Genomic DNA, 17256 nt, shown 5'->3' on the forward strand with positions numbered 1-17256 from the left:
TTCACGCACGTTCTCAAGCCCATGGGTCTGGAGTAGGATCCGAGTCCTGACCTTATTGGAGTTTCGTCGATGCGCCGCACTTGCCTGTTTCTCGCTTTCACGCTGGGCCTGGTCAACGTGGCCTGGGCTGCCAAGCCAGCACCGAGCGCCCCGAAAGCGCAGACCGTCAAGACGCTCGACGGCAAGTTCATGTTCACCCTGCCTGCGGGGTACACCGCCAACCCGCTGCCACCTGCCGATCCGAAAAGCGAAGCTGCAGGTGCCAAGGGCATGATGTACATGAATGAAAGCGAAAGACGCGTGGTGGTGACCACTGAACTGCCCATTCCCAAGGGTGGGCATGCCGCCGACAACGATGATGAGTTCCTGACGGGCGCGACGGCAGGTTTCATCAAGCAACAGGCGACTGCGTTGCCTGACTTCAAGAAGACTGCGGAAAAACGTATCACCTTGCGAAAGCTGGGCGTGGAACAAATCGACAGCACCGCGACCATGGGCGGCGGCGCAACCATGACGACCACCTTCGTGGCCGGCTCGGGACCGACCATGTCGGTTGTCCAAGTGATTTCGCGCGCCAGCGACCAGACGGGTCATGCGGCCATGGTCAAGCGTATCGTGACTGGCAAGTAACGGAATCGGCCCACCCTGCCCGGCTGTGGCAGGGGGTTTGCTGTGCGCAGGACAAAACAGCGCCCAACAAAAAACCCGCCGAAGCGGGTTTTTTGTCTAGCCATTCCAACATCCTGTCAGCAGCTTCCTTGCAATGGCCGGTCCTCCCTGACCCTGAGTCGCATCCTTCGTCTCAGTTAGTGAGGCTAGATTACTGGGATGACGATGATCGCAATAGAGGCGATTGGAGCCACAGCGTGTAAGTGATTCGCTATACCGCTGCTACGCGTCGTAGCCAGAGGGTAACGGTTGTGCCCTCGCCCAGCCGGCTCTCGATACGTGCGATACCCTCTGCGCTCGACGCGAAACCGTACACCTGCGACAACCCCAACCCGGTGCCCTGCCCGGCAGTCTTGGTGGTATAGAACGGTTCGAAGACCTGTACCAGTACGTCTTCCGGGATGCCCGGCCCATCGTCGGCAACGCTCAGGCAAAGGTAGGTGCCGTCGGCCAGTTGGGCGTCGCCGCAGACGACACGTTCACAGGTGGCCACGCGGATCTGCCCGGCACCGCGCAGCGCATCCCGCGCATTGACCAGCAGGTTGAGCAACGCAGCATCCAATTGATGGGCGTCGCACATCACCGCCTGCGCTGGCGCTTGCAGATCCAGCTGCACCTTCGTCGCCGTACCGAGCGCGCGACCGAACAGGTCACTGTTGTGCTCGATCCGCTCGTCGAGTACGACCGCCTGCACGCTGGGTTCTTCGCGGCGGGCAAAGGCGAGCAGGTGATGAATCAATTGCGCGCCCTGCCGTACCGCCTGCAGGCCGATTTCGGTAAGGCGTTCGACTTCCAGGGGCTTGCGTGCCTTGAGGCGAGTCATCTGCAAGCTGGCACTGACGGCCTGCAACAGGTTGTTGAAATCGTGGGCGATACCCGCGGTGAGTTGGCCCAGCGAGGAAACCCGTTGGGCGTGGCGCAGGGTCTGCAGGGTTTGCTGGTGCTCGCCCAGCACGTTGTCGAGCTGCCGGGACAAGGCAAGGGTCTGTTGCTCGCGCTCGGCGTTGAGCAGGCGCAACTCCAATTGCGCAGCCGTTTGCCGTGCCAGAGCCTGCAGAGCGCTGCACTGCGCCGCATCCAGCGTGCGCGGCACGGTGTCGATGACGCACACCGTGCCCAGTGCCAAGCCCTGGCGCGAGATGATCGGCGCGCCCGCATAGAAGCGAATATAGGGAGGGCCCAACACGAGCGGACTGCCCTTGAAGCGCAGGTCAAGATGAGTGTCCTGGACGATCATCACGGTATCGGGCGCGAGGATGGCATGGGCGCAGAACGCCAGGTCGCGATGGGTCTCGGAAACGTCGAGCCCGACACACGCCTTGAACCATTGACGCTCGCGGTCCACCAGAGAAACCAGGCCGATGGGTGTCCCGCAGAGCTGAGTCGCCAACTGGACGATGTCGTCGAAGCCCGGCTCCGGGACACTGTCGAGCACACCCAGATGTTCGAGCGCAGCCAGGCGTTCGGACTCGTCGATAGGCGATGGGGCCGGGCTGTGGGACATGCAAAGGGCCAGGTTGAGGAATTGATTGGCGATAATGCGCGCGGCGAGCCAAGGCGGCAAGCATGTGCAAGCATATTGCGCATGAACGAAAAAGGGCGACCCTTCCGGATCGCCCTTCTGCACCGCCCAGCAGAGCGGATTTTGTTTGGTAGGCGCGATTGGACTCGAACCAACGACCCCCACCATGTCAAGGTGGTGCTCTAACCAACTGAGCTACGTGCCTGCTGTGGCGCGCAATTTTACGGATTGAGGCGCCACTGTCAACGGCAATTTGCCGCCAATCGTAAAAAAATCACTCACTTGCAACGTACGTACTCGATGCGCAGGTCAATGCAGACAGCATTGCTTGAATTTCTTGCCGCTGCCGCAGGGGCAGGGATCGTTGCGGCCCGTCTTGGTTTCGCCGGTGATGGGCGTCTTGCCCGGACGACGCTCGAACCAGTACTGGTGCAGACGAATGGCGGCCATCTGGATCATCTCCATGGCCTCCTCGGCGTCCAGTTGCTCGCCTGATGCGTCATGTTTCAAGAGGTCGACACCTTGGGTGTGCAGCGTGATCAACGCCAGGAGGTCCTGCTCCTGGTCGGGCATGTCGAGCCAGCTGCCACCGACCACCACCCCACGTTCGTAGCCATAGCACCAGTCCTCGACGCTGACCACTTCTTCGTCGTCGAACAGGTTGAAGATCGGCGCGAAGTTTTCGAAGTCTTCTTCCAGCAGCATGGCCAACTGGTTCATGTGTTGGATGAGCAGGTCGAAGAATTTCTCGAACTGCTTGTCATCCTTGAAGACCGGCAACTGATCAGGCCCACCCCACAGCGCTGCGTACCAGTCGTCGAAAGCGATTGCCTGAGGGCACGAAACGATGGCTGTGAAAAAGCCATCGAGCTCGGAGATGCTGCCGACCGATTTCTCGCTGGCGTATTGCCCCAGTACGTCTTCCACGTAATCCAGTTGTGCGTCGGTCAGCGCGTCATTGCTGATGTTGTAGGCCATGGTCTGCTCGGTCGGGTCATCAAAAAGAATGCCCGCATTGTAGCCGCCAGCGTGGACGATGTCCCCGGATCTGCCGCCGATCAGTTGTCCAATTGGCTCAGGTAACGCGTGATGTCGTGCTCTTGGCCGCTACCGACCAGCATCCAGAGCAGGATCCGACACTTGCGCGGGCAGAGAAATCTACCCATCACGGCGCCCTTCGCCTGCAGGTCCAGCTCGCCTCCCGCGAAGCCGTAACTACCGCTGGCCGTTGGCCCGCTGCCCGTGCGAGTGGCCACTATGACCGGCATATGCCGGGCAATGACGTGCAGGCTGGCGGCCCAGCGCTGCGATACATGCCCGGCGCCGAAACCGCCAATGACCACGCCCCGATACCCGGCGTCGACGACCCTGTCGAGCAGCAGGGTGTCTGCATCCAGTGTGGCTTCGAGTAGCAACACGGTGTGATCGGTTCGGGTGGGATACGGCAGGCAGCAGCGCGCTGCAGGCGCGGCGGCGTAGTGCACCCGACCTTCGATCATCAGGCCAATCGGCCCGTAGGGTGCCGAGGCGAAGGCATCCATGGCCAATGCCGCGACCTTGCGCACCCGGGACGCCGCGTGCACCTGATCGTTGATCACTACCAACACGCCACGCCTGCGACTGTGTTCGGCCAGCGCCACCTGACTTGCAGCCAGCAGGTTCGCCGGGCCATCGGCACCGCAATGCGAGGCCGCACGCATGGCGCCCGTCAGTACCAGAGGTTCGTCGAGATCCCACAGCAGGTCGAGGAAAAAAGCGGCTTCTTCCAGGGTATCGGTGCCTTGGCTCAAGACTACCCCGACGGCTCCAGCCGCGATGCAGCTACGGGCCCACTCCAGGGCCTCGAGCAAGGCCTGGAAACTCAAGGAGGCGCTGGGCAGCAGATTCAGTGTGTGCACCTGAACCTCGGCCAGCGACGTCAACTCGGGCAGCAGGTCCACCATGCCCTGCCCGCTCAAACTGGGTTGAACACCTGCCCCAGTGGCCTGGGTCTGCATGCTGATGGTGCCGCCCAGGGCACCTACGGATAGTCTGGGTAGAGCCATGGGCGGTACTCCGTCAGAGGTTTGGGCTGCCGATGATCAGACCGATCAGCGGAAGGATGAGCACGGTGCTGATTGCCATGGACAGCACGTTGCCGATGTAGCCATGCATGTAGGACGGCAGCCGCTGGCTGATGGCGACGGCCAGGGGCGGCGCCAGCAGTGCGCCCAATGCGGCACTGAGGATGATCACCGGCAGGCTGCCACCATGGACCAGAATCGCGGCGGGGGCTACCGAGACGACGGGAATGTAGGTCGGATACCAGCCGCGAGCAATCCATTGACGGCGCCAGATCAGCACACCCAGCGCCGAGGCCAGGGTTTGCGCCGCCAACAGCTGCAACAGCCAACCGGAACCGTAGAACGGACTGGCCGGATTGAGCATCAGCGCCAGCAGCGCCCCCAGCACCAACCCCAGGCTGGCCCATTCGTTGCCGAAGAACGGGGCCTCGGAGAAATCCGCAAGGATACGGCGCAAGGTCCAGCGCAGGCCGTAGTTGGCCGGAGAAGCCACCACCGGTGGCGCTTGCGCAGGCGCCGCGTCGGGCCTGACCAGAACCGGGAAGCGCTTGCACAGCAGGAAGCCGATTACGCTGCCCACTGCCATGCCGGTAACATTGCCGATCACCACTGGCAATGCCAGCGGGGTACACACGTACTTGACGATCAGCAGGCAGGCCGGGGTGATCAGCACGGCGCCCATCACGGCCCCGGTAAGCGCCACGCGCCAGCCACGCCCGAACAGCAGCACCGTGGCCGCCGGCATGGACACGAACGCGACGAAAGTCGGCTGCCAGGTATCGGCCGAAAGTGTCCATCCCCAGAGCAGATTGCCCAGACCCAGGCCGAGCAGCGAGCTGGTCACCACCCATGGCCAGAGCCCGGTGCCGTAGCAGATCGCGAAGCCTTGCCAGCGCTTGCCGGTGTGATTGGCCCACCAGCCCAGTCCGGCACCTGCCAGTAGGCCGATGGAGGCAAACTCATGCTTGTAGAACGCGACTTCGCTGATATCACCCACCACCCAGCGCCACCAGGCTGCTGGGTGGTGCAAGTTAGCCATCATGTCGCCATAGCTGGGCCACAGTGCGTCGATGGCCAGCAGCTTGCCGCTGATGACGGTCAGGGTAATGGCCAGCGACAGCATCAACAGGCCAGTTAAAGTCCCGCTGGATGCGCGGGTTGGTGTGTCTTGCAGAGAGGATTGCATGGCCAGCCCTCCTCAGCGCGGCAGCGCGGCGTGACGGTCATAGCCCAGCATCGAGCCATACAGGTCGACCCGACGGTCGCGCGGCAGATCGTTGAGGCTGTTCCAGATCGGCGCGCTGCGTGCGGACACGAGGTCGACGTCGGCATAGAGGATGGTTTCCTCTTCGGCTCCGGCCACCTCGCTGAGCGGCCAACCGTTGGTACCGGCGATCAATGAGCAGCCCAGGAAGCGATCGCCGCGATCGGTACCGATGCGATTGGCTGCAGCGATGAACGTGTTGTTGACGTGCGCTGCAGTGATGGTCAGGTAAGACGCCATGCATTTGCCGGTTTCGTCGAACAGCGGCGGCGGCGTCCAGACCCAGTTGTTCAGGCTGCAGATGATGTCGGCGCCCTGCAGGCTCAGCAGGCGTGGCACTTCCGGAAACCAGACGTCCCAGCAGATCATCAGCCCGATGCGCCCGATGGGCGTTTCGAACACTGGAAAACCGAGGTCGCCGGGACTGAACCAGAGCTTTTCGAGATTCCACAGATGAGCCTTGCGGTACTTGCCTATGAAGCCGTCGGGCCCCACCAGCATTGCGCAGTCGTAAAGCTTGTGCCCGTCGCGCTCCGCCAGGCCGGCGGCGAGATAGACCTTATGTTCGCGCGCGAACTCGATCCAGGCCTGCGCGCTGGGGCCCTCGGGCACGGCCTCGGCCAACGCGAACGCTTCTTCGCGGTTGCGGTAGGCGTAGCCGGTGTTGGCCAGCTCCGGCAGCACGATCAGTTGAGCGCCTCCCGCGACCGCGCGCTGGGCCAGGTGAAGGCTATGGGAGAGGTTGAACGAGCGATGCTCGAGACCGCATTGTGGATCGAACTGAACGACAGCGACCCGCACGGGGCTGATAGCGGAAACAGAGGACATGGAGGCACCTTCTTGTTGTTTTTGGATTGCCTCCGCATAGAAACGCATTCGTTCAGATCATAGAACCGGACGCTTCCCAAGCATCTGTAGGATTAATCCGGCAGGTAGGACAAGAGGGTACAAAGTCGTTCAGGACTCGGTGCCATACCGAGGGTAATGAGACAGGTCGAACCCGGCGTTGAACACTGCGCCCTGGTTGGCGCAGAGGTTGATCACCGCGTCCACGGCGCCACGCATGGCCGGTTCGGTCCAGCCGGCGTCGACCGAAAACGATTCACCTGCGAGGTACAGCCCGGATAGACGGCTGTAATCGCGGTTGTAGCTCATGAGCCCGACCGCATCCTGATACGCACCTGCCCGGTAAAGCTTGGCGCAGCCCAGCGCATTGCGGTCAGTGACCCAGCGCTGCACGCGTGCGTTGGCCGTGTCGATGAATGGGGAAATGCGCGTGCCGACGTTGCTGCAGCGCATCAAGATGCGGTCCAGCTCGCGCACACAGTTGTCGACCAGCTCGGCGTCGCTGAACGCCGCCAGCTTGGTCGCATCGTCCTCCCAGGTGTAGCTGAGCAGGATGCAGTCATAGGCATAGTTGTCGTTGTAGCGGTAGGCATAGACGTCGTGCACGAAACTGTCGGTGACGAGTATCTGCGGTATGTCACGCCTGGCCGAGAGAAAGGTTTTCTTCAGCGGCGCGTAGACTTTGCAGCTGGTTTCCCAGTGCGCGGTCTTGTAGGCATCGATGGTGGCCTGAGGCAGCATGGCCGAGGTGAAACCAGCCACCTGGATTCGCGTTTCGAGGATCCAGGAGGGCACCGTGACGATCACCGAGTCGAAGCTCTGTTTCACCTGCCGGCTGGCCAGCGCGTCGCTTTGGTGCCAGCGGTAACCCACTTCTATGCTGCCGTCGGCCAGTCGCGTGAGGCTGTTCACCGGGCTGTCGGTGATCAGGCCAGCAGGCTGCTCGCGCAATCGTTCGTAAGGCGAGCGAGCCCCCTCCCCCAGCGGCATGAACATCAGACACTCATCCAATGCAGCCAGACCCAGGTAGCGAGGTGTGGCGAACGCCACACCTTTGGAGTCAGTCACGGCGTGCTCGGTGAGGAACGGGGCTGGTAGCGGCATACCTTGGCCATCGACACGGCCGTGTACCAATTGCAAATGGCTGCTGAAGCCGAATATCGCGGTGCGCAGTGGATAAAGGCTGCACACGTCGTAGAAAGCGCCCCAACTGCCATCGCCTATGCCGATGGCGTAGAAGATCGACGATTCGGCGGCCGACATGCCCAGACCACCGAAGTCGCCCGGCCGGCTGGGATCCCAAGTGGGTACGCAAGGAGCGCGAACCAGCTCGCGGAACGCTACATGCTGGTAGCGCGTGACAATCGCAGACCACAAGGCGGGCCACTGTTGACTGCCGAACACGGCGGCGACCTGCATCGCCATTCGCTCGGCGAACAGCTTCCATTTCTGGTGGACGGCTTGCAGCACGGCGGTAGGTGGCGGTGTGCTGCCGTCGGGATTGTTCCAGATCAGCAGTTGGGGTTCGGTTTCCCCTGCCAGGCGACCTTCGCGCAGATAGATGCCGGTGGAGTGTACGAAGGGCGTGCCGGGATTCGGGAAGTCTGAGGTCTTGAGATCGTACAGGCCTGCGTAGTAGGCCATCAATGAGCGGCCGTCCACAGGCGCCTCGCCGGTGCGATTGAAAAAGGGCATGCGCATGGCGCCCATTTCGAAAGGCGTCGAGGGCGTGGATTGAGGGCTGTCGACCTGCACGGTGAGGTGACGTCCGCCGAGGCGGCGCGACTGCTCGATCAAGGTGATGCGTTCGAAGCCACAGCGCAGCAGTTCGCGAGCTGCCACCAACCCTGCGACGCCCGCGCCAATGATGCAGATGCGGTGTTGTGCGTTACCTGCGTGAGCGATGCCCCCGGTTTGTTCGAGCAGGCGGCGGTAGTCGAAGCATAGATCCGGAGGGTTGGGAAAGCGGGCGGCCCACGGCAGGCTGGCGGGGTTTTGCACGGCGGCTGCGATGTCGGCGGGATGGTTGTGGGATGAGCCGATGGTCATGAATGACAGTCCTTGTCGGTCGGATTGAGGAGGCGTCAGTGTGCGAAGCCGCGGTGCGTCCAGGCAGAGGGATTGGGGGGCTGCGGTGTAGGAAGGATTTGGGGCGTATGTGGGAAGCAGGTGCGGTGGTTCAGGGAAGTTGCGGTGTGGCCGGACGCGGCTCGCGCCGCTGCTACAGGGGGCCGGGTGTGTCGCCGCGTCGGGTGTTAGACGGGACGGGGGTTTGTAACGACGTTCTGGAGGGGCTGGCCTTGGTGCAGCCGGTTGATGTTGGCGGCGATGAAGGCGTAGCGGCGTTCGAACAGGCCGTGGGTCCAGCCGGAAGCGTGGGGGGTGCAGTAGGCGTTGGGGAGGTCTTCGAAACGGTATTCGGCTGGCGCGACCGGGTCGGTGTCGCCGCTGGGATAGCGGTACCACACGTCCAGGTAAGCCTTGGCGATGAGGCTGTCGCGCAAGGCATGGTAGAGCGCGTGGGGGTCGATCACGGCGGCGCGGGCGATGTTGATCAGGACGGCATCCTGGCGCATTGCGGCAAACTGCGTAGCGCCGAACGAGCCGCGGGTGCGCTCGTTCAATGGGCAGGTGAGGATGACGAAATCGGCACGCGTGAGTGCCTGGTCGAGCTCATCGGGGGTGTACGCTTCGTCCATTGGGCCTTCGACACGTCCGCCGTTGGCGCGAGCGGAAATGGCGATGATGCGCAGGCCGAAAGCTTGGGCACGGGTGGCAACAGCCTGGCCGATTCGGCCAAAGCCGACGATGACGACCGTCTTGCCGAACAGCTCGCCGCGCGGCTGACGCTTCAGGTAGGCACCCGTCCAGTGTTCGGTACTGAAGCGCGCACGAAGATCCGCCAGCTCGATCTGGTGTTCGAGCATGCAAGCCAGGGCGTATTCAGCCATGGGGATTTCATGTTCGAACACATTGCAGACAGTGGCAGCGAGCGGCAGCGCTGCGAAGTCGATGCCATCCAGGCCGGCGCCGGGTACCTGCAACAGGCGGAACGCCGGTGCGGCGCCACTGCGCTGGAAGCGCATCGAGACCAGCACGTCGGCGCCTTCGATCTGCGCGTCCCAGGCAGCCGATTCATGGGCCTCACGGGGCAGCGCAACGAACTGCGCCGGGCAGTCCAGGCCTGCGGCAAGCATCTCGCGGTGTGTCGCGGCCTCTCCCACCATCACGATTTTCATGTGTCGCCCTCTTGTGTCGAAACGCTGCCCGCAATGGTAGCGCAAACATTGGTAGTCGGCGGACAGTAGAATATCGGCTCGGTCATGGCAATAGAGCGTTCGCATTAGGCACCGGGCAACCGTCCCGAACGGTACCTGACACCGCTTGAAATCAATTTGCAATGAACAGCCTGCAGTGCGTTCCGGTCCAGTGAAGAGACCCGTCTGGAGTGTGCATGCATGGCAACACCTACCACCACGCCCCGTCGTCGGCGCTGGCTTCCCTTTCTGCTGCTGGCTCTGGCGATAGGTATCGGCTTGCCGTATGGCTGCTCGCAACTGGCCTATAAGGAGCGGCAATTGCTGTTCAACATCGAACCAGGCACGGCGAGCTGGTATTCGGGACTGCCGTCCGGGGTGACCGAGCTGCAGATTCCGGTCGAGAAAGCCTTGAGCAGCACCCAGTACCTGCACGCCTGGTGGTGGCCGGCATCGCGCGCCGATGCGCCGGCGGTGCTGTATCTGCATGGCACCCGCTGGAACCTGACGGCACAAGTGAGGCGCATCAGTCAGCTGCGCGAGCTGGGCTTCTCGGTGCTGGCCATCGACTACCGCGGTTTCGGCGAAAGCCCCGGCGAGTTGCCGTCGGAACGCACCGTGTACCAGGACGCCCAGGCTGCCTGGGCACGGCTGGTGCAGTTTCAGCCCAACGCCGAGCGCCGATTCATCTATGGTCATTCGCTGGGCGGTGCGATCGCCGTGGATCTGGCCGAGCATCTGGCCGAAGGTGACGAGCCCAAGGCGGCCGGGCTGATCGTGGAGTCCACCTTCACCGATCTGGCCGCTGCCGCAGCGGCCGTGGCCAATACGTCGCTGCCGGTGCGCTGGATCATGTCGGAGAAATTCGACTCCATCGACAAGATCGGCGACATCGGGATACCGGTGCTTATCGTTCATGGCCTGGACGACCGCTATGTACCGCCGCGTTTCAGCCAAGAACTGTTCGATGCCGCTGCCCAGCCCAAACGCTTGCTGCTGGTACCAGGTGGCACGCACAACAACAGCATGACGTTGGGTAGCCAGGCCTATGCCGAGGCGCTGCGTGAGGTGTTCGGTCTGTAGTGGATGCAAAGCGTGGGGTGACGCAACTTATTCAGCGCCCTGAAGGTCTGTGCTGTGGCAGCCGTGCACCGGGCACGCGCGCCAGCGCATTCGCAGGAACCTCCATGGAAAAGCACGAACCCAGCCTTGATGCCTCTGAAGAAGACGGCAAGACCCCTGGACTGTCGGCCGACGAAAAAGCCGAGGTCCATGAGAATCAACCGCCCCGTGCGGCGGTGCTGCATGAAACCATTCGTATACAGGGCGACCACGAACTCGAACGTACGGTAGCCGCCCTGTGGTGGTCGGCCCTGGCCGCCGGACTGACTATGGGCCTGTCGCTGATGGCCATGGGTCTGTTCAATTCGCGCCTGCCCGACGGCGAAACCAGCAAGGTCATTGCCAGCCTGGGTTACTCGGCCGGTTTTCTTGCAGTGATCCTGGCGCGCCAGCAACTGTTCACTGAAAACACCCTGACGGCCGTATTGCCGATCATGAGCAAGCCGAGCCTGAGCAATTTCGGCCGGCTGTTCAAACTATGGGGCGTGGTCCTGGCGGGTAACCTGGCGGGGACCTTGCTGGTGTCCTACGTCATGCTTCATTTGCCCATCTTCGATGCCAAGACCGATGTCGCCTTTCTCGACATCGGCCGCAAGGTGATGGAAAACGACCTGTCGCAGATGTTTTCCAAAGGCATCATTTCGGGCTGGATGATCGCCACCATGGTCTGGATGATTCCTTCGCAGGAAAGCGCCAAGATGTGGATCATCATCCTGGTCACCTACCTGATGGCATTGGGCGATTTCACCCACATCGTCGTGGGTTCGGCAGAGGTCTCCTACCTGGTATGGGCCGGCGAGCTGGACTGGAAAGCCTTCTGGCTCGACTTTGCCGCACCGACGCTGGCCGGCAACATCATCGGCGGCAGCTTCATTTTCGCCCTGATCAGCCATGCGCAGATCAGAAGCGAAAGCGGCCTGCCGCCCAAGGACGATGGCCAAGGCAAGGCGCGCAAGGAACCCAACGCCGACGCCTGAGCCCGGGCTGAATCACGGTGTAGCCACGGGGGCCGGTGAATCGACTTGCTCCCACCAGTGCACACCGGCCTGGGGATTGCGCATGTCGACCCGCTCCCCCATGCGCGGCGTGCTCAACGGCACGCTCTTGGCCTGCGCAAGTGCGCTGATGCGATCGAAAGGTTCGTGCCAATCGTGTATGGAAAGGTCGAAGGTCCCATTGTGGATCGGCAGCAGCGTCTTGCCGCGCAGGTCCAGGTGCGCCTGCAGGGATTCTTCGGGCTGCATGTGCACGTTCGGCCAGGCGACGTTGTAGGCACCGGTTTCCATCAGGGTAAGGTCGAAGGGCCCGAACCGTTCGCCGATCTGCTTGAAGCCCGGGAAGTAACCGGTATCGCCGCTGAAGAACAGCCGGAAGTCCTTGTCGATGATCACCCACGATGCCCATAGCGTGCCGTTGCTGTCGAACAGGCTGCGCCCGGAGAAATGCTGCGATGGGGTCGCCACCAGACGCAACCCGCCCACTTCGGTTTCCTGCCACCAGTCCAGCTGACGCACCTTGCTGGCGGGCACGCCCCAGTCGACCAGGCGGTCGCCCACGCCCAGGGTGGTCAGGAAGTACTCGGTCTTGTCTGCCAGCGCCTTGATCGCGTGCTCGTCCAGATGGTCGTAGTGGTCGTGGGAAAGGATGACGGCCTTGATCGGCGGCAGGTCGGCGATGCTGATCGGCGGCTGGTGGAAGCGCAATGGGCCCGCCCACTGGACAGGCGAGGCGCGCTCGGAAAAGACCGGGTCGGTCAAAAGGAACTGGCCATTCATCTTCAGCAGCACGGTCGAGTGCCCCAACCGCCACAGGCTGTAGTCCGGCGCCGCCAGCAGTTGCTGGCGAGACAGGCGCTCGACTGGCAACGCTGCCTGCGGACGGGTTCCTGGCGGCTTGCTCAACAGCAGGTACTTGATGCCGATGCGCAGCTTCTTCATGAAGCCGTCCTTGGGCAGGACCACCTGATTGCGATACTGGCCGTCCTCGCGCAACGAGGTTGGCAGTTCTTCGGCGTTAGGTGAAAACGACGTCATAAGCGCAAGCACTCCGAAAAGCAGTGGAATATTCATGCAGCCCTCTGGCTGGAAGATGCGTGCTACAGCATACGCTTTCGGCTTGGCGTGAGAAGCCCGTGCCCGGCCCCGAGCGCCGGGACGGTGACTGCATCCGGCGCTTGGTCGCCCATCGGGAACCATGTCGCGGGCGCAACCGTCCAGATGAGCTCAAGAAACGTCTGTTCGCAAGGACCGCTGCTCATGAATGTTGTTGATGCCGCCAACCCTTCCCGCTATTCACGCCGCGCACGGCTTCTGGTGCTGGCGTTCGTGCTGCCCATCCTTGCCAGCGTGCTGATTGCCGGCGGCGCCGTACTCGGCGTTCCCGGCTCGGTGGAACGCGCCGGCAACCCATCGGCAGAAACGGTCGGCGCGGACAGTGTGAGTGGCGAGCGCGATCTGGGCGAAAACAGTGGTCGGCCGCTGATCTCTCTAGAAGATACCGGCACAGGACTGCCCCTCCAGACGCCACCGCCGGGTAGCGAACCCCTCTGGGCCATGTCGCCGTCGACGATTGCCGCATTGTTGCTCGTCGTGCTGATCGTCTCTGGCGGGCTGTTGCTCAGGACGTTGCGCAGCTTGCGCGAAATCGACCAGGACCATGCGCGGTTGCAGAACGAGCATCGAGCCCTGCAATCGAGCGAAGAGCGCCTGCGAGACCTGACCAGCGCCAGTTCGGACTGGATATGGGAGACCGACGAGTTCCTGCGGGTCAGTTATCTTTCATCGGAATTTACCGCTTCCACCGGTTTGGCAGGTGATGCCTGGCTGGGCCAGCCGATTGAATTGCTGTTGCAGTGCGAAACCCTGCCTCCGGGCCAATGGCTGCAACAGCTGGGAAACACCGCCGCAGCAGCAGGGACTGGTCAGTTGCGCTGCAGCTACCGCGACAGCGCGGGACAGACCCGCCAGAGTCGCATTGCAGCGCGGCCCATCGTCCACGAATCACGCGTGGTCGGGTACCGCGGTACGGTGGTCGACGTCACCGACCATGTCAGCGCCCAGGCCCAGCTGGCTCACCGCTCCACCCACGATGCCGTGACAGGCCTGGGTGATGAGCATGCCCTGACGCGGTTCCTCGACCAGACCCTGGCCGATCGCCTGCGTCCGCTGCCATTGACCGTGCTGCTGCTGGACCTGGAAGGGTTTGACGCAGCGCAGCAAACCCTGGACAAGCCCGCACGCGAATGTGTTCTGCGCACAGTCGCCAGTCGCTTGCGCGACAGCACGCGCAGCAATGATCTAGTGACCCGCCTGCACGCCGGGCAGTTCATGCTCGTGCTGGCCAGCATCGACGAGATGATCGAGATCGAGCATTTCTGTCAGCGCCTGATCGACAACATCCAGCGCCCGATCGCGCATGGCATCAGACAGCTGCAGGTGGGTGTGAATATCGGCGTGGTTCACGACCGGCCCGCACGTGGCGATGCCAGCGAGTGGAAGCGCTGCGCGGACGTCGCCCTGCGTCAGGCCAAGGCTCAAGGCGCCGGCAGCTGGCAGCATTTTGTCCCGGCGCTGGACCGACAGAACCAGCTCAGGCAACTGGAAACCGATCTGGCATCAGCCATACGCCATGAACAACTGCTGCTGCAGTTTCAGCCCAGGTATAGCGCCGAGGCCGACCGAGTGGTCGCGGTCGAGGCACTGCTGCGCTGGCAGCACCCGGTCGAAGGCTTGCTCACCTCGGACGTTTTCCTGCCTTTGGCCGAGCGCAGCGACCTGATCGTAGCGATCGGCCGCTGGATGTTGGGCGAGGCCTGCAAGGCAGCGCGCCATTGGCCACAGTCGATTGCCGTGTCGCTGAGCCTGGCACCGGCGCATTTCAGCCGCGGCGATGTTTCTCGCGATGTTCGGGACGCGCTGGCAGAAGCCCGCTTGCCTGCCAGCCGTCTGCAGGTGCAGGTTGCCGAGCAGGTCATGCTGGGCTGTGCCGACGGTGCCGTAGGTGCATTGACCGCACTGAAGGAACTGGGTACCGGGCTGATTCTCGATGAGTTCGGCAGTGGCTACTGCTCCCTGGGATACCTGCGTCTGTATCCCTTCGATGGGTTGAAGATCGAACGACGCTTCGTGGCCGGCATGAGCGACAACCCGAGGGACCGCGCCATGGTGCGCGGCATGATCGACCTGGGCAAGGCCATGGGTGTTCGTGTGATCGGCGCCGGTGTCGATACCGAGCAACGGCTACTCTGCCTGCAGCAAGAAGGATGCGCAGAGGTACAGGGTGATCATTTGAGCACCGCTCTGGATCACCTGGCGCTGGAGCCATTGCTCAAGCAGCAGAGCGCCTCGCGCAGGGTTCGTGAGGTACCGCAGGCATGTGATTACAGCTGATATAAGCCGTGCGGACTCAAGATTTTTTTACAGGCTCGAGCGGCATCGCTAGAATCGGTGTACCGTCCGGACACGACCAGCCAATGGTTCCGGCATGCGCAACCACAGTGGACACTCCATGGGCACGACTGCAGCAGCCGACATAGCCACCCTCGCGCGTATCGACGCGGTCCCGGCAATCCTGCAGGTCATCTGCGAAACCACCGGGATGCGTTTTGCAGCGGTAGCCAGAGTTACCGAAGATTCGTGGACCACGTGCGCGGTGCTCGACAGCATCGGCTTTGGCCTGGGTGTCGGCGACGAACTGGACGTGACCACTACCTTGTGTCACGAGATACGCGTCAGTCAGCAGACCGTCATCATCGACAAGGTCAGCGAAGACGAGGTGTACTGCAACCATCACACTCCGCGCATCTACAAGTTCGAAAGCTATATATCGACGCCTATATTCCGCGCCGATGGCAGCTTTTTCGGCACCATCTGTGCGCTCGATCCACGGCCTACCTGCCTCAAAGGCAGCACCATCGAACCCATGATGGAATCGTTCTCGCGTTTGCTGTCGCTGCAGATGGAGAATGAAGAACAGCACCAGCGCACGGCTACCGCGTTGCTGGAAGAGCGTGAAATGGCCGATCTGCGTGATCAGTTCATTGCGGTGCTCGGCCATGACTTGCGCAATCCGCTGTTTGCCATCAACGCCGGCTCGGAGCTGTTGCAGCGACGCGTCACCGATGAGCGCAGCCTGGGTATCGTCAAGCATATCCAGACCAGTGCACGTCGCGCCTCGCAGCTGATCGAAGATGTGCTGGATTTTGCCCGTGGACGACTCGGTGCCGGCATCGTGGTGGACCTGCAGCCCGACGCCGACCTGACGCGGAGCCTGGAGCACGTGGTCTCCGAGCTGCAGCGCATTCACCCCGACCGGGTCATCACGATGGATGTCGATGATCTGCAAGGCGTGCTGTGCGACAAGGAGCGTATTGGCCAACTGCTTTCCAACCTGGTGTCCAACGCGATCATCCACGGTGCTCCGGACAGCGAGGTGCGCGTGTGCGGCCGACTGTCCAATCAGGCATTCACCCTGTCGGTGCATAATCAGGGGCCGGCGATCGCTGAAAACGTGCGCTCGCAGTTGTTCAAACCCTTTGCCCGGCCCAGTGTGCGCAGCCCCGCGGAGGCCTTGGACTGGGTTTGTACATTGCCTATCAGATCGCCCTGGCACACGCCGGTCGACTGGAAGTCGCGTCGAGCGATGAAGACGGTACGCAGTTCAGCTTCCACCTGCCCGTGAACACCGACCGCGACTGAGGCCTGGGCCTGCTACGCGGAAAGTGGCCGGCACGACGGCTGGCGATGGTAGCATCGCCCTACCTCCACACCCTGCCTGGCACCCACATGGCGAGACCTGACCCCGGGATCCCCCCCACTCATGGCCAACGCAGCGCGCGACAGCTGAAGCTGCTCACGGGCGGCAGCGAGCCCGACCCACGTTTCACGTTGGCCAACGAACGCACGTTTCTGGCCTGGATTCGTACAGCCCTGGCCTTGATGGCTGGCGGCATCGCTGTCGAAGCATTCACCGCAGACGTGTTCGCACCCGAGTTTCGCAAGAGCCTGGCGGTCATCCTGCTGCTGCTGGGCATGCTGCTCAGTGCCAGTGCGAGCCTGCGCTGGCTGAACGTGGAGCGGGCGATGCGTCACAAGCAGCCCTTGCCCATTCCGTTGCTGGTGCCGCTGCTGTCCATCGGCGGTGCGTTGGTCACGGCAGCGCTGATAGCCTTCGTCGTATTGCGATGAGCCCGCTGCAAGCGGGACATCAGGACGAAGGCCTGCAGCCTGAACGGACGTTGCTGGCGTGGGGGAGGACCCTGTTGGCGATGTTGGTGGCGAGTCTGTTCTTTCTGCGCTGGATGCCCTACCACGGGCGCTTCGCTGGCGGCCTGATCGCATTCACTTTGCTGGGAGCGCTGTTGATCTGGCTGAGCCAACGGCGTCGATACCGCTGCAGGGTAGAAGGGATCAGCCGCGCGCGCTTCCCGGCCGACGTAACGGGCGTGCTTGGCCTGGGCAGCATGGTCACGGTGATCGGCGGCGCGGCGATCTGGATCACCTTGATGACCTGAAG

At 62.6% G+C, this 17256-nt stretch carries 14 protein-coding genes, 1 tRNA gene and 1 pseudogene; 7 read left to right on the forward strand and 9 right to left on the reverse strand.

Going from position 1 to position 17256, the window contains the following annotated elements:
- Nucleotides 1-69 precede the first annotated feature (69 nt).
- Nucleotides 70-630 (forward strand): hypothetical protein, encoded by a 561-nt coding sequence (locus ONG87_RS16100; RefSeq protein WP_122474916.1) that lies wholly within the window; start codon nt 70-72, stop codon nt 628-630.
- Between the two features lie 250 nt (nt 631-880).
- Here ONG87_RS16100 and ONG87_RS16105 read toward each other — a convergent pair whose 3' ends face one another.
- From ONG87_RS16105 to ONG87_RS16140, 8 genes are all read right to left on the reverse strand, one after another.
- Entirely contained in the window at nt 881-2173 is a 1293-nt protein-coding gene (locus tag ONG87_RS16105) for a sensor histidine kinase (protein WP_185795113.1), read from the reverse strand.
- Nucleotides 2174-2319: 146 nt separating this feature from the next.
- A tRNA-Val gene (locus ONG87_RS16110) sits at nt 2320-2396 on the reverse strand.
- Nucleotides 2397-2500: 104 nt separating this feature from the next.
- Entirely contained in the window at nt 2501-3169 is a 669-nt protein-coding gene (locus tag ONG87_RS16115) for a UPF0149 family protein (protein WP_264381637.1), read from the reverse strand.
- An 80-nt stretch (nt 3170-3249) separates the two neighbouring features.
- Nucleotides 3250-4236 carry an asparaginase gene (locus ONG87_RS16120; protein ID WP_264381638.1) on the reverse strand — a complete coding sequence of 329 codons (987 nt, stop codon included), beginning with the start codon at nt 4234-4236 and terminating at the stop codon, nt 3250-3252.
- A gap of 13 nt (nt 4237-4249) precedes the next feature.
- On the reverse strand, nt 4250-5377 hold the full coding sequence (locus ONG87_RS16125) for a hypothetical protein (protein ID WP_240998662.1): 1128 nt from the start codon (nt 5375-5377) through the stop codon (nt 4250-4252).
- Nucleotides 5378-5452: 75 nt separating this feature from the next.
- Nucleotides 5453-6346, reverse strand: a complete 894-nt coding sequence (locus ONG87_RS16130) for a nitrilase family protein (RefSeq protein ID WP_122475674.1) — start codon at nt 6344-6346, stop codon at nt 5453-5455.
- Nucleotides 6347-6475: 129 nt separating this feature from the next.
- Nucleotides 6476-8413: an FAD-dependent oxidoreductase gene (locus ONG87_RS16135; protein ID WP_264381639.1), complete on the reverse strand. Its 1938-nt coding sequence runs from the start codon at nt 8411-8413 to the stop codon at nt 6476-6478.
- Between the two features lie 206 nt (nt 8414-8619).
- A complete protein-coding gene (locus tag ONG87_RS16140; RefSeq protein WP_264381640.1) occupies nt 8620-9603 on the reverse strand; it encodes a 2-hydroxyacid dehydrogenase in 984 nt (327 codons plus the stop codon).
- A 219-nt stretch (nt 9604-9822) separates the two neighbouring features.
- On the opposite strand from ONG87_RS16140, the gene ONG87_RS16145 reads away from it, so the two are divergent.
- Both ONG87_RS16145 and ONG87_RS16150 read left to right on the forward strand, forming a co-directional pair.
- A complete protein-coding gene (locus tag ONG87_RS16145) occupies nt 9823-10704 on the forward strand; it encodes an alpha/beta hydrolase (RefSeq protein WP_122474941.1) in 882 nt (293 codons plus the stop codon).
- A 104-nt stretch (nt 10705-10808) separates the two neighbouring features.
- A complete protein-coding gene (locus ONG87_RS16150; RefSeq protein WP_192054538.1) occupies nt 10809-11720 on the forward strand; it encodes a formate/nitrite transporter family protein in 912 nt (303 codons plus the stop codon).
- 12 nt (nt 11721-11732) lie between these two features.
- On the opposite strand, the gene ONG87_RS16155 is transcribed toward ONG87_RS16150, so the two are convergent.
- The gene (locus tag ONG87_RS16155; protein WP_264381641.1) at nt 11733-12812 is read right to left on the reverse strand and encodes an MBL fold metallo-hydrolase; all 1080 of its coding nucleotides are present in this window, start codon (nt 12810-12812) and stop codon (nt 11733-11735) included.
- A gap of 186 nt (nt 12813-12998) precedes the next feature.
- On the opposite strand from ONG87_RS16155, the gene ONG87_RS16160 reads away from it, so the two are divergent.
- From ONG87_RS16160 to ONG87_RS16175, 4 genes and pseudogenes are all read left to right on the forward strand, one after another.
- The gene (locus ONG87_RS16160) at nt 12999-15131 is read left to right on the forward strand and encodes a bifunctional diguanylate cyclase/phosphodiesterase (protein ID WP_264381642.1); all 2133 of its coding nucleotides are present in this window, start codon (nt 12999-13001) and stop codon (nt 15129-15131) included.
- Nucleotides 15132-15249: 118 nt separating this feature from the next.
- Nucleotides 15250-16439, forward strand: a pseudogene (locus tag ONG87_RS16165) (ATP-binding protein).
- 87 nt (nt 16440-16526) lie between these two features.
- Entirely contained in the window at nt 16527-16928 is a 402-nt protein-coding gene (locus ONG87_RS16170; protein WP_122474951.1) for a YidH family protein, read from the forward strand.
- Entirely contained in the window at nt 16925-17254 is a 330-nt protein-coding gene (locus ONG87_RS16175; RefSeq protein ID WP_264381643.1) for a DUF202 domain-containing protein, read from the forward strand. The genes ONG87_RS16170 and ONG87_RS16175 overlap by 4 nt, the downstream gene beginning before the upstream one ends.
- Nucleotides 17255-17256 lie beyond the last annotated feature (2 nt).

The sequence above is a fragment of the Pseudomonas sp. MM227 genome (assembly GCF_947090715.1).
Taxonomy (GTDB): Bacteria; Pseudomonadota; Gammaproteobacteria; order Pseudomonadales; family Pseudomonadaceae; genus Aquipseudomonas; species Aquipseudomonas baltica.